This window comes from Dietzia sp. CH92 (assembly GCF_032248695.1).
GTDB lineage: Bacteria > Actinomycetota > Actinomycetes > Mycobacteriales > Mycobacteriaceae > Dietzia.
The window spans coordinates 36235-49609 of the sequence record NZ_JAVHXC010000011.1; the positions used below are offsets into that span (position 1 = coordinate 36235).

Sequence of the window (13375 nt, forward strand, 5' to 3'; positions counted from 1 at the left end):
CGGACCGCCGGTATCGTCACCGCCGTGATCACCGACCCCGTCCACCGTTCGCCGGCGCTGCGCCCGGTGGCCCGCCGCGCCACGCTCGGTCGTTCGCTCGGGCTGCTGCGCTCGTTCCCGCTCGAGCAGTCCGACCCGGACACCTTCTACTCCGGGCTCGCCCGCGACACCGTCGAGCTGGTCGCGGACCTGTGGGAGGGCGCCGGCGGCACCGGCGGCACCGGCGGCACCGGCGGCGCGGTCGGCGGGGACGCGGCGGCCGCGGGTGCGGACGCGCGGCCCGGTCGCGCGCGGCTGCCCGGGCTCACGGTGCTCGACGTGGGCGGCGGGCCCGGCTACTTCTCCGACGCCTACGCCGCCGAGGGTGCGCGGTACGTGTCCGTGGAGCCCGACGTCGGGGAGATGTCCGCCGCCGGCCTCGACCAGACCGGGTCGATCCGCGGCAGCGGGATGTCCCTGCCCGTCCGCACCGACGCGGTGGACGTGTGCATCTCGAGCAATGTCGCCGAGCACGTGCCCGAGCCCTGGCGCATGGCCGAGGAGATGTGCCGGGTGACGCGACCGGGCGGCCTCGTCGTCGTCTCCTACACCCTCTGGTACGGCCCCTTCGGGGGCCACGAGATGGGGCTGACCCACTACCTCGGCGGCGAGCGCGCGCGGCGGCTCTACGAACGGCGGCACGGCCACCCGCCCAAGAACGTCTACGGCGAGTCCCTGTTCGAGGTGGGCTGCGCCGACGGCCTGGCCTGGGCGCGCGGCACCGACTCCGCCGAGCTCCTCGCCGCGTTCCCCCGCTACCACCCGCGGTGGGCGTGGTGGCTGGTGCGCGTCCCCCTCGTGCGGGAGGTCCTCGTGTCGAATCTGGTGCTGGTGCTGCGCGCGAAGTAGCGCCCCACGGCGGGCCGGACCCTCGCTACAGTGAGGTGGAACACGTTCTTGTTAGCTTCACTCCCGGTTGACGGGACGGTTCCCACCGCTCTTGTACCCCACCGCACGGAGGTCCCCCGTGGTCGTCGTCCATGACAAGCTCTTCTCCGGCACCCGCTGGACCGATCCCATCACCACCGGCGTCCTCGAGGTGACCTCGCCGGCCACCAACCAGGTCGTGGGCCGGGTCGCCGAGACCACCACCGAGGACCTGGACGAGATGATCAGCCAGGCCCGCGACTCGTTCGAGTCCGGCGTGTGGCGGAACACGCCGCCCGCCGAGCGCGGCGCCCTGCTCGCCCGCGTCGCCGACATGCTCGAGGAGCGCCAGGCCGAGGTCTGCACGCTGCTGTCCCAGGAGATGGGCGCCCCCGCGAGCGCCGCGTCGATGATCCAGGTGACGCCCACGCTCGGTGTGCTGCGCTACTACTCGCGCCTGGCCGAGACCTTCCCGTGGTCCGAGGTGCGCCACGGCGACTTCGGCGCCTCGGTCGTCACCCGCCAGCCCGTCGGCGTGGTCGCCGCCATCACCGCCTGGAACGTCCCGCTCTACCTCAACACCGCCAAGCTCGCCCCGGCCCTGCTGTCCGGCAGCTCGGTCGTCCTCAAGCCGTCCTCGGCCACCCCGCTGTCCGCGCTGTGGCTCGCCGAGCTGTTCCGCGAGGCCGGCCTGCCCGAGGGTGTGCTGTCCGTGGTCACCGGCCCCAGCTCCGTGGGCGATCACCTGGTCTCCCACGCGGACGTCGACAAGATCTCGTTCACGGGGTCCACCGGGGTCGGCAAGCACATCGCCGGCATCGCCGCGCAGAGCCTCAAGCGGTGCTCGCTGGAGCTGGGCGGCAAGAGCGCGGCCATCGTGCTCGAGGACGCCGACCTGGCCTCCGCCGCCGGCACCATGGTCTTCTCCGCGCTGATGAACTCCGGCCAGGCGTGCGTGTCCCAGAACCGGATCCTCGCCCCGCGCTCGCGCTACGACGAGGTCGTCAACGCGCTGGTGGAGAACGTCTCGCTCATGCCCGTCGGCGACCCCGCCGACGAGGGCACCGTGTTCGGCCCCCTGGCCAACCACAAGCAGAAGGCGACCGTCGAGGGCTACATCCGCAAGGGCCTCGAGGAGGGCGCCACCATAGCCTACGGCGGCGGCGAGGTCGAGGGCCTGCCCGAGCACGTGGCGGAGGGGGCCTTCGTCCAGCCGACCGTCTTCCGCGACGTGGACAACTCCATGACCATCGCCCAGGAGGAGATCTTCGGTCCCGTCCTGCAGGTCATCCCCTACGACACGGTCGACGACGCCGTGCGGATCGCCAACGACTCCGAGTTCGGCCTGGCCGGCGCGGTGTACTCGTCCGACCCGGACGCCGCGCTGGCCGTGGCCCAGCGCGTGCGTACCGGCACGATGGGTATCAACTGGTACGCCTTCGACCCGAGCGCCCCGTTCGGCGGCTTCAAGAACTCGGGCCTCGGCCGGGAGAACGGTCCCGAGGGCCTGGAGGCGTTCTGCGAGCTGCAGAGCGTGCTCATGCCGTTCGGCTGGGAGCCGTCCGGCGACTGACGCGAGCGGGCCGGCGGCGCCACACACGCGCGCCGCCGGCCCCCGGGTTCCGCGCGGTGATCGGCGGCGGATAGACCTCCGCCCTGATATCCTCCGCACCATGGGTTCATTGGGTCTCTAGTACGGGACGCCACGTCGAGTCTTCTCCGTGGTGGGTCCTACGCACGTTCGGCAGGCGATTGCCGCTGACGTGAGGTCCCGTACCGCAGTACGCGCCCCCCGAGGAGCGCGCACATCACCGCAGTCCGCTGGTGCCCCCACCGCGAGACGCGGAGAGGACACCGCCGATGACCCGCCCACCCGAATCCCCGCGCCCCCGGACCATCTCCCCGGGGCGCCCCCACCGAGAATGCTTCATCCGCGACGCCGTCGTGCGCTTCGCGGACCGGACCGTGCTCGACAGCGTGAACCTGACGGTGGGACCCGCCGACAGGCTCGCCGTGATCGGCGACAACGGCTCCGGGAAGTCCACCCTCCTGCGAGTGCTCGCGGGAGCGCTCCCGATCTCCGCGGGGCGACGTCAGGTCCACCTCCCGGGAGGTCTCGCGACAGCCGAGCAGCGGCCCGAGTTCCCGCCGGGGACGCCCGTCGCCGGGGCGCTCGACATGATGTCGGCTGGTATCCGCCGGCTCGAGGCCGAGATGCGGGCGGTCGCCGAGGAGCTGGCGGACGCCGACGCCGGGGATCAGCCCCGGCTCCTCGACCGGTTGAGCGATCTGACCGACCGGTTCGAGGCCCGCGACGGTTACCACTTCGACCAGCGGGTGGACGCCGCTCTCGACCAGCTGTCTCTCGGGCGACTCGAACGGAGCCGCCCGGTGCACTCGCTCTCAGGTGGGGAGACATCCCGCCTGGCACTCGCGGCGGCGCTGTCCTCGCGGGCCGAGCTCCTGTTGCTCGACGAACCGACCAACGACCTCGACGACGCGGGCATCACCTGGCTGGAGGGTCGGCTCGCGCACCATCGTGGGGCACTGGTCGTGGTGACCCACGATCGCGCATTCCTCGACCGGTTCGCGACCGACATCGTGTGCCTCGAGGACGGCGGACTGCGCCGTTACGGCAGCGGCTACAGCGGGTACCTCGCGGCCCGTGCCGCGGAGAGAAGGCGCCTGCTCGAGGAACGCGAGGCATGGAGCCGCGACCTAGCCCGGAACGAGGCGCTCGTCGCGGCGAACTCGTTCCGCCTCGCCGCGATCCCCCGCAAGCAGGAGCGGGCCGCCTTCGGGCACGGCGCCTTCCGCGCCCGAAGCCGTGACCACGGGGCGTCGAGCCGCATCGCGCAGGCGAAGGAGCGGGTCACGCGCCTCACGGCGAGACCGGCGCCGGCGCCGCCGGAACCGCTGGCGTTCACGCCCTCGTTCACGGAGGGCGCGGGGTCGGGGGACCGCGAGGGCGTCCACGGACCGCGGCGGATCCTCGCCGCAGCTACCGTCGCGTGCGGGATCGACGGACGGGGGCCGCGCCTCAGCCTCGACTCCCTCACCGTCCACTCGGGCGACCGGTGGCTCATCTCCGGCCCCAACGGCGCAGGGAAGACGACACTGCTGCGGGTCCTCGCCGGCGAACACGACACGGACGAGGGAGCAGTCTGGCGACGCCCCGGGCTCCGTGTCGCGTGGCTCCGTCAGGGTCTCGACGCGGGTGTCGACGGCGACCTGCTCGGCCGCTTCGCCCGCGCGACGGGCGCCCACCCCGAAGACGCCGCCCGGCTGCTGCTCGACCTGGGGCTCTTCTCCCCGCGCGACCTGGAGCTGAAGCCCCCGCAGCTCTCCGTGGGGCAGCGACGCCGACTCGAGCTCGCCGTCGCGGTCACCGTGCCGAGTGACGTCCTCCTGCTGGACGAGCCGACGAACCACCTGGCTCCTGAGCTCGTCGAGCAACTGGAGACCGCGCTGGAGGGGTACAGCGGCGCGGTCCTCACCGTCACGCACGACCGGCGGTGGGAGCAGAACGCGATGCGCTCCCGCCGCCTACACCGGATGGAGGTGATGCCGGGCGGGCGGGTCCAGGTGCGGCCCGGGGCCGCGGCCTGACCTCGTCCGGCCGCGGCCGGGCCGCCCGGTCACTCCACGCGGTAGCCGACGCCCCGCACGGTCTGCACCTTGTTCTCGCCGATCTTGCGCCGCAGGGAACGGATGTAGACGTTGACGATGTTGGAGCCCGGGTCGAAGTCCATGCCCCACACGCTCTCGAGGAGCTGCTCGCGGCTGATGGTCTCACCCTTGTTGCGCAGCAGCATCTCGAGCAGCGAGTACTCGCGGTTGGTGAGCTCCTGGATCCGGCCGTCCACCTCGACGCGGCGGGTGCGGATGTCCAGGCGCATACCGGCGTGCTCGAGGATGCCGGGATCCTCCGTCGCCTCGTGCTCGCGCAGGCGAAGGCGGATACGGGCGAGCAGTTCCGGCACGCGGAAGGGCTTGACCATGTAGTCGTTGGCGCCGGACTCCAGGCCCTCGACGGTGTTCGACACGCTGTCGCGGGCCGTGAGGATGATGACGGGTGCACTGAACCCGCGGTCGCGGGCCTCACGCAGCAGCGTGAGGCCGTCGGTGTCCGGCAGTCCGATGTCGAGCAACATCAGGTCGATGTCGGAGATGGTCGACAGGATCGCACGCGCGCTCTCACCGTCCACCGCCTCGAGTGCGGTGTACTCGGCACCACCGAGTGCCTTGACCAAGACCGAGCGGATGAGGTCATCATCCTCCACGACGAGAACGTTCGTCATGCATCCCTCCTTCTCCGACTTCGGAGTATGTCACGAGGGCACCCCTGCTGGACGCTGCCGACCTCTCGTGTCCGCGGTTCGGCCCGGTACCGGTCCGGTTCACCGGTTTTCGGGGTCCCCCGCGGCGGCCGGAGCGATCCGCGGCGCGGGGTCGGCGCCCTTCTCGGGCGGCGGCGCGATGAAGGGGATGACGATGCAGAACGTCGCCCCGCCGCCGGCGGCGTTGTACGCGAAGGCGCGACCCCCGTGCGCCTTGGCGATGGTCGAGACGATCGCGAGCCCGAGGCCGGTGCCGCCGCGCCCGTCGCGGAGCTGACCGCGGGCGGTGTGGAAGCGCTCGAAGATGCTCTCCTCCTCGCCGGCCGGGATGCCGGGGCCGCGGTCGCGGACCCACCACAGGAGGCGACGACGGTAGGACTCGCGCTTGGGGGTGGGCGGCACGGGGCCGTCGGCGAGCCCGTCGGCGATGGTGGGGACACCGGGCTCGATGACCCGGCACCCGATGTCGATGGTGTCGCCGGGCTCGGTGAAACGGACCGCGTTGGAGCAGAACTGCAAGAGGGCCTGGGTGATCCGGTGCTGGTCCAGCCTGGCCACGCCCTCGGCGTACGGCAGCACCCGCCAGTTCCGGTCGGCGACCACCTCGATCTTGGCCTCGACGTCCAGCACGAGTTCGGCGACGTCGGTCGCGGCGGTGCGGAGGAAGTCGGGGCGGTCGGCGCGGGCGAGCGTGAGCAGGTCCTCGACGATGCGGGTCATCCGGGACAGTTCGTCCTGCATGAGCCGGACGGTCTCCGCCCGGCCCTCCGGGTCCTCCGGCATGAGGTCGAGGTTGCCCTGGACCACGGTCAGCGGCGTCCGTAGCTCGTGCCCGGCGTCGTCGAGGAACTCCCGTTGTGTCCGGTAGGCGTCCTCGACCCGCTCGAGCATGTCGTTGACGGTGTCGGCGAGGGAGACGATCTCGTCCGGCCCGTCGGACGGCACGCGCCGGGACAGGTCGGCCGCCGAGATCGTCTCCGCGGCCTCGCGGATCCGCCGCACGGGCACCAGCATCCGGCCGGCGATCCACCACGCGAGCAACGCGCTCACCACCATGCCGCCGGCGGCGGCCCAGCGCAGGTAGCCCGCCACCCGGCGGGTCTCCTGGTGGGTGGCGCCGTCGTTGATCGCCACCACGATGTTGGCCAGCCCGGCGGGGCTCTCGACGGTGGCCTTGCGCCACCGCACCGAGCCGTCGATCACGCCGGAGTCCTCCGTCGGGGACAGCCCGATCCGCTGGACCCGGGAGCGCATGCCCGGGGGGAACAGTCGGTCGTCCTCGGGGCCGTACCGGGACAGGGTGAACTGCGTGCCGGACTCGTTGGCGGTGCCGACGAGCAGGATCTCCGACGAGGGGTACTGCTGGGCGAGATACGCCCGGATGAGTTGTTCGACGGTGGGGTCCTCCGACTCGAACGACGGCAGGATCCCCGCGGACATGAACGTCGAGAAGTCGGCCGCCTCACGGTTGAGGCGCGAATCGGTGACGCGTTCCGTGCTCAGGTCGATCAACTGGATCATGAAGACCAACATCGCGGCGAACACCGCCGCGGTGATGAGCGTGATCCCGAGGGTGATGCGCAGGCGCGCCGAATGCCACCAGCGGACCGCGTGCGACTTGCGGAAGGCGGAGCTCACCGCGCCGGCAGGCCGTCGACGCCGGGATCGCCGAGGTCGGTGTCGCCGGCGGGAGCGTCGCCGCCGGCCGCCGGGGCGTCCTCCGCGGGCGCGCCGGCGATCGGATCGTCGACCGCGGGCGGCTCGGTCACCGGCGGCTCGCCGAGCGTGGGGCCGTCGGCCGGCGGCTCGCCGAGCGTGGGGCCGTCGACCGGCGGCTCGCCGAGCGTGGGGCCGTCGACCGGAGGAGCGTCCGGGGCCGGCATGGCGACCGGCGGCCCCGCCTGTGGGCCGTCGCCGCCGATGGGGTGGGTCGGGCGGACGGGGTCGACCGGGTCCGTGGGGGGCACGCCCACGGGCGGGCCGTGCGGTGCCGGCGGCGGGCCCGTCAGCGGTGGCGTGCCGGTGAGCGGGGGTCGACCCCCGCCGCCCGGCGCGGTGCCGCCCTCGATCGGTTCGTCCACGACCTCGCCGCCGCCCGGCTGTTCCCTGCCCGGCGGGTCGACGACCGGCGGCGGGCCGGCGGGCGGCTCCCGGTCGGGGGCGACGTCGCGCGGGTCGGTGTCCGTGGCGCGGCCGGAGTCGTCCTCCGAACCGGTGGAGCCCAGCGGCCGCTCCTCGTCCAGCAGGTCGCGGATCGTGCCGCGGTCGTCATCGCCCGTGCGGGCCTCGCTCCGGGACCCGGTGGCGGCACCCGGGAGCGCTGCGGTCTCACCGGTCCGCGGCGGAAGGGGGGCGAGCTCCACCTGCGGCGCCGGGAGGGTGGACAGGACCGCGGGGATGGGGGCCGGGACCGGCAGGGTGGACAGGCCGTCGATCACGGTGAGGTACGGCCGGATGCCCTCGATGGGCGTCCCGGCGCTGGTCGGGGTGGCCGTCCGGGTGTCCTCGGAGGGACCGGAGGTCGCCTCGGTCGAGGCGGTGGCGGTGCGTTCCGGCTGGGGCGCAGGAGGCTGCTCGTCGTCCGGACCCATGATGGCGGCGACGAGCGCCAGCCCTGCCGCCGCGACCGGGAGGGCGGCGAGTCCGACGACGGTGGCTCTCATGCCCCTCCTCCCGGGGGAGCGCCGTGCTCCCCGTTCAGCCGTTCACTCTGGACACTTCCCGGCGTCACTGTGAAGGCCGTCGCTCACATAGTAATAGCGGACGGGTCACACCGGGAAAATTTGTGTGACCCGTCCGCTAAAAACCGTGTGTCGGGCTGGGTGTCAGCCCAGGCGTTCCTTGAGGGCGGCGAACTGCTCGTGCACCTCGGCCGGGACCTTGGGGCCGCAGAACTCGAGCCACTCGCTGATGAGCGGCAGCTCGCGACGCCACTCCTCCGGATCCACGGCCAGGGCCGCCTCGACGTCCTCGATCGCGGTGTCGAGCCCGGTCAGGTCGATGTCGGCGGCGCGGGCGGTCAGGCCGGCAGCCGTCTCGTCGCCCTCGACGCGTCCCTCGATGCGGTCGATGACCCACTTGAGCACGCGGCTGTTCTCGCCGAAGCCGGGCCACAGGAAGCGGCCGTCGGCACCCTTGCGGAACCAGTTGACCAGGAAGATCTTGGGCATCTTGTCGCCACCGCGGGCGCCCATGTCGATCCAGTGCTGGAAGTACTCGCCGACGTTGTAGCCGAGGAACGGCAGCATGGCCATCGGGTCGCGGCGGACCGCACCGACCTGCCCCTCGGCGGCCGCGGTCTGCCCGGAGGACAGGGTCGCGCCGATGTAGACGCCGTGGTTCCAGGAGTAGGCCTCGCTGACCAGCGGCACGGTGTCGGCGCGGCGACCGCCGAACAGGATGGCGGAGATCGGCACACCCTCGGGCGAGTTGAACTCCGGCGCCGTGACGGGGCACTGGTCGATCGGCACGCAGTAGCGCGAGTTGGGGTGCGCGGCGTTGCCGGGCTCGCCGTCGCCGGTCGGGGTCCAGTCGTTGCCCAGCCAGTCGATGAGGTGGTCGGGGGTGCCCTCGAGGCCCTCCCACCACACGTCGCCGTCGTCGGTGAGCGCGACGTTGGTGTAGATCGCGTTGCCCGGCTCCAGCGTCTTCATGGCGTTGGGGTTGGACGAGTAGTTGGTGCCCGGGGCGACGCCGAAGAAGCCGTACTCGGGGTTGACGGCGTAGAGGCGACCGTCGGCGCCGAAGCGCATCCAGGCGATGTCGTCACCGACGACCTCGGCGCGCCAGCCGGGGATGGTGGGCTGGATCATCGCGAGGTTGGTCTTGCCGCACGCGGACGGGAAGGCGGCCGCGATGTAGTGGACCTCGTCGGTGGGGGAGATGAGCTTGAGGATGAGCATGTGCTCGGCCATCCAGCCCTCGTCGCGGGCCATCGCGGAGGCGATGCGCAGCGCGAAGCACTTCTTGCCCAGCAGGGCGTTGCCGCCGTAGCCGGAACCGAAGGACCAGATCTCGCGGGTCTCCGGGAAGTGGGTGATGTACTTGTCCTCGTTGCACGGCCAGGGCACGTCCTGCTCGCCCTCGGCGAGCGGGGCGCCCACGGAGTGCAGGCCCTTGACGTACGAGCCCTCGGCGCCGATCTTCTCGAGAGCGGCCGCGCCCATACGGGTCATGATCTTCATGGAGACGACCACGTACGCGGAGTCGGTGAGCTCGATGCCGAGCTTGGGGTCCTCGGCGTCCAGCGGGCCCATGCAGTAGGGCACCACGTACATGGTGCGCCCGCGCATGCAGCCGCGGTAGAGCTCGGTCATCTGGGCGCGCATCTCGGCCGGGTCGCGCCAGTTGTTCGTGGGGCCGGCGCCCTCTTCGGTCTCGGAGCAGATGAACGTGCGCGACTCGACGCGGGCGACGTCCTTGGGGTCGGACTGCGCCAGGAAGGAGTTGGGGTTCTTCTCCTCGTTCAGCTTGACGAAGGTGCCGCCCTCCACCAGTTCGGAGGTGAGTCGATCCCACTCCGCGTCGGAGCCGTCGGCAAAGACGACCCGGTCCGGCTGGGTGAGCTCGGCGACCTCCGCGATCCACGCGAGCATCTCGGTGTGATCGGTTGGTGCCTGACCCTCGAGGCCGGGAATGGTGGTGGTGGTCATCACTGCTCCTCGCGCGTGGTGCATGGTCTTGGTCACAGGGTATCGCCAACCGGTGTGAACCGCCGCGTCAGAGCCCCCGTTGACGCCGATATGTGAGGGATCCCTCAGGTCGGCGGCGCGGTGGGGGTCGGTCGCGGGGGTGTCGGACCGGTGTCGCCGGGTCAGATGTGCCCGTGGTCGATGCGCTCCCACCGGGCGGGCGGGGGCGGCGGGGCACCGGGGTCGTCGTCGGCGGCGTTGGTGAAGCCCCCGAAGGGTACGCCCTCGGTCGGGTTGGCCAGTCGCCACGAGTCGTAACTGCCGTCGAAGCGGACGGTGGAGACGTGGTCGACGGTGCCGTCGCCGTCGACGTCCGTGTAGACGGTCAGCCCGCGGTCGTCGCCGAGGGTGACGGCCTCCATGAACCCGTCACCGTCGAGGTCGGCCTCGGGCGAACCGAGGTCGAGCACCTCGTCCCCCACGGGGACGTGCAGGCCGAGCGAGGACGGTTCGGCCAGCGGCGCGTCCTGGAGCCCGCAGACGTCCGGCGCGGTGTGGTGATCGAACGGGTCCGGCCCGGGAAGTGGATCGGTCATGGCGACGTGCTCCCTGCGGTGGTGGGGGTCGGGGTGGACCCGGCCCCGCGGAGCCGGCGGATGCGCCGTTCGAGGTCCGCGACCCGGGGGCCGGGATCGTGGGCGAACCCGTCGGTGATGGTGGCCTCGGAGGCGAGGATCCGCGATCCGAGGGACTGCTCGGCCTCGGCGCGCAGGGCCGCGAGCCGGTCGCCCACCGCGGCGACGGAGTGGGTGCGCAGGGCCTGCGTCCGGCGGACGGTGACGGTGATCCACCCCAGCGCGAGGCCGCACAGCAGCGCCAGCGGGATGACGACCGCCGCGGCGCCGGGGACCTCGGCGAGCGGCGCGAGCAGCATCCGCCCCACTCCGGTGCCACCGGCGGCGCCGGTGATCATGACGAGGAGCTCCTCCCCGGCGTTGCGGGGTGGGCGTCCCGGCGCGATGCCACTGGTGGGCGCGGGGATCCGCGGGCCGGCCGGGGCGGTCGCCCCGAGGTGGCGGGCCACGAGCGCGTCGGCGCGGTGGTCCGCGCGGGCGATGGTGGCGGCCACGGCGGCATCGGCGTCGGCGGCGAGGGCGTGCACCAGGGCGTCGATGCGTCGGCGCGGGGCGGCGGCCAGCTCCTCGCGGGCCCGGGCGCCGAGATCGCGCACCGAGCGGTGCAGGTCCTGGACCGCCTCCATGCGCAGCGCCTGGGCGTCCTGGCGCAGGGCCTGGGAGCGGGTGGTGATGGTCTCGGTGCGGCGCGCGAGGAGCCAGTCGACGGTGGCGGTGGTCGCGCCGGGCCCCGTCGGTGTCGTCGGTGCGGCCGGGGGCGCGGCGGTGGGCGCGGGACGGGCCCCGGTGGGGCGGGGCGCGGCGGGGCGCGGGGCGGCGCCGCGCAGCGCGCCGAGAAGTGCGGCGAGCAGGGCGGCGGGGCCGCCGGGGTGGCGGTCGTCGACCGCGTGGACCGGGCAGGACACGCCCGCGTCGGCCAGGCGCCGCGTGGTGACGTCCACCGTCGCCGCGAGGTGTTCGGCCGTGCACGTGTGCGCGCGCCCGGCCAGGGCCACCGCCATCGGCAGGCGGGCGGCCACGCCGCGCGCGACCTCGACGTCGTCGGGGCGGACCGGGCACACGGCGTCGACGACGAGGACCGCCGCGTCGGGACGGTCCTCGGGTGTGGCGTCCACGAGCACGCGGATCCGGGCGTCGACCCCGGCGCCGGCGGCCGGACCCGCCGCGGCGGACAGCGCTGTGCCCGCGGCGGCGGACAGCGCCGAGGCGACCGCGGGGGCGGCGGAGTCCCGGGCCCCCAGGACCGCGATCGTCAGCTCCCGGGGCGGGGCCGGGGCGGCGGTCACGACGACACCGATCCGGCGGGCCCGTCCGCCACCGGCGCCCCCGCGGCCAGGGCGCAGAGGGCGGCCTCGGCGAGGTCGCCCACCCCGTCACGGGCTGCGAGAATCTCCAACTCGGCCTCGAGACGGGCCACCCGGACGGCCGCCAGATCGTGCAGGGCGCGCTCGACGAACGACACGACGCCGTCGACCGACCGGTGCTCCGGCTCGCGCGCGTCCACCGCCATCAGCCCCCGGGCCCAGCGCGGCGGGTCCTCGTCGTCGTCGACCCCGGTCGCCACCACGAGCAGCGCGTGCCGGCGCGCGCGACGCACCCACAGCTCCTCGTGGCGGCACGGCGCGGTCCGCAGGCACACGATCTCCACGTCCGGCGGGGACACGGCGCCCGCCCCGGGCGCGGCGACCACGTCGAGGTCCTCCACCCGGGCCCGCCACCCGCGGCGGGCCCGCAGCGCGGCGGCCAGCGTCCGCCGACCCGAGCCCAGACCCCCGCGGATGCGGACATCGGCCGGGGCGTCGACGCGCGCCAGGGCGGCCTCGACGGGTCCGACGTCCTCCCCGGCACCCGCCCCGCCGGAACGCTCCCGCGCCGACGCCACCAGGCGCCGGACCCGCGCGGCGGGATCCGGATCAGGGGCGCACACCGGGGCCCGGGGCACGGTGTCGGGGGTCTGGGTCGGCACGCGCTCATCGTGGCCCGACCGCCTGCGCGCGGCAAGACCTTCCCCCGCCGCCCGACGCCCGGATTCGGAACCCGACCATTGATTACGGGATGATGGCCGGGTGAACCAGAGCGAGAACCCCGCCCACGAGGACGGCAGCACCCCGGACGGCGGCACCCCGGACGACAGTGCCCGTCTCTTCCCGCGGGTCACCGCCTACCGGTTCCGCCGCGGCACCCTGCGCCCCGGTCAGCAGCGCAACTGGGAGGAGTTCTGGCCGACCTACGGCCGTAACGTCTCCGACGACGTCGTGGACCCCGAGGCCCTGTTCGGCCGCACCGCGCCCCTGATCGTGGAGATTGGCTCCGGCACCGGCACCTCCACCGCCGCGATGGCCGCCGCCGAACCGGACGTCGACGTGATCGCCGTGGAGGTCTACCAGCCCGGGCTCGCGCAGTTGCTGGGGATGATCCTGCGCGAGGGCCTCGAGAACGTGCGGATGATCCGCGGCGACGGCGTGGACGTGCTCACCAACATGATCGCCCCGGACAGCCTGACCGGCGTGCGCGTGTTCTTCCCCGACCCCTGGCCGAAGGCCCGCCACCACAAGCGGCGGCTCCTGCAGTCCGGGACGTTCCAGCTGATCGCCTCGAGGCTGAAGCCGGGGGGCGTGCTCCACGTGGCCACCGACCACGCCGACTACGCCGAGTGGATCGCCGAGACCGGCGACGCCGAACCCGCCCTCCAGCGGCTGGACCCCGCGACGGACCTGCGCCACGTACCGTTCAGTCTGGACAGACCCGTGACGAAGTTCGAGGGCAAGGGGCTGCAGGAGGAGCGCGTGATCAACGAGTTCCTCTGGCGTCGGGCGCACTGACGCCCCACCACCGGACCCCCGAACGACGAGAACCGAGGCGG

General features: G+C 73.4%; 11 protein-coding genes. 4 read left to right on the plus strand and 7 right to left on the minus strand.

From position 1 onward, the window contains the following. Positions 1–24: 24 nt before the first annotated feature. The 3 genes from RWK90_RS16730 to RWK90_RS16740 all read left to right on the plus strand — a co-directional run bounded on the left by RWK90_RS16730 (position 25) and on the right by RWK90_RS16740 (position 4515). Complete coding sequence (locus tag RWK90_RS16730) at positions 25–888, plus strand: class I SAM-dependent methyltransferase (RefSeq protein WP_314038757.1); 864 nt, start codon at positions 25–27, stop codon at positions 886–888. A 118-nt stretch (positions 889–1006) separates the two neighbouring features. After that, positions 1007–2479, plus strand: a complete 1473-nt coding sequence (locus RWK90_RS16735; protein ID WP_314038758.1) for an aldehyde dehydrogenase — start codon at positions 1007–1009, stop codon at positions 2477–2479. Positions 2480–2766: 287 nt separating this feature from the next. Then, a complete protein-coding gene (locus tag RWK90_RS16740) occupies positions 2767–4515 on the plus strand; it encodes an ATP-binding cassette domain-containing protein (RefSeq protein WP_314038759.1) in 1749 nt (582 codons plus the stop codon). Positions 4516–4544: 29 nt separating this feature from the next. Here the strand turns inward: RWK90_RS16740 and RWK90_RS16745 are convergent, their stop codons facing one another. The 7 genes from RWK90_RS16745 to RWK90_RS16775 all read right to left on the minus strand — a co-directional run bounded on the left by RWK90_RS16745 (position 4545) and on the right by RWK90_RS16775 (position 12478). Then, positions 4545–5207 (minus strand): response regulator transcription factor, encoded by a 663-nt coding sequence (locus RWK90_RS16745; RefSeq protein WP_314038760.1) that lies wholly within the window; start codon positions 5205–5207, stop codon positions 4545–4547. A gap of 99 nt (positions 5208–5306) precedes the next feature. Then, the gene (locus RWK90_RS16750) at positions 5307–6884 is read right to left on the minus strand and encodes an ATP-binding protein (RefSeq protein ID WP_314038761.1); all 1578 of its coding nucleotides are present in this window, start codon (positions 6882–6884) and stop codon (positions 5307–5309) included. Then, positions 6881–7909 carry a hypothetical protein gene (locus RWK90_RS16755; RefSeq protein WP_314038762.1) on the minus strand — a complete coding sequence of 343 codons (1029 nt, stop codon included), beginning with the start codon at positions 7907–7909 and terminating at the stop codon, positions 6881–6883. The genes RWK90_RS16750 and RWK90_RS16755 overlap by 4 nt, the downstream gene beginning before the upstream one ends. A gap of 162 nt (positions 7910–8071) precedes the next feature. Next, complete coding sequence (locus RWK90_RS16760) at positions 8072–9898, minus strand: phosphoenolpyruvate carboxykinase (GTP) (protein WP_314038763.1); 1827 nt, start codon at positions 9896–9898, stop codon at positions 8072–8074. A 161-nt stretch (positions 9899–10059) separates the two neighbouring features. Then, on the minus strand, positions 10060–10473 hold the full coding sequence (locus RWK90_RS16765; RefSeq protein WP_314038764.1) for a DUF6802 family protein: 414 nt from the start codon (positions 10471–10473) through the stop codon (positions 10060–10062). Continuing rightward, a complete protein-coding gene (locus RWK90_RS16770) occupies positions 10470–11798 on the minus strand; it encodes a hypothetical protein (RefSeq protein WP_314038765.1) in 1329 nt (442 codons plus the stop codon). The genes RWK90_RS16765 and RWK90_RS16770 overlap by 4 nt, the downstream gene beginning before the upstream one ends. After that, positions 11795–12478, minus strand: coding sequence for a hypothetical protein (locus tag RWK90_RS16775; protein ID WP_314038766.1), 684 nt, complete (start codon positions 12476–12478; stop codon positions 11795–11797). The genes RWK90_RS16770 and RWK90_RS16775 overlap by 4 nt, the downstream gene beginning before the upstream one ends. Positions 12479–12578: 100 nt before the next feature. Here RWK90_RS16775 and trmB point away from each other — a divergent pair, with 100 nt between their 5' ends. Beyond that, positions 12579–13334, plus strand: coding sequence for a tRNA (guanosine(46)-N7)-methyltransferase TrmB (gene trmB, locus RWK90_RS16780; RefSeq protein ID WP_314038767.1), 756 nt, complete (start codon positions 12579–12581; stop codon positions 13332–13334). The last annotated feature ends 41 nt before the right edge of the window (positions 13335–13375 follow it).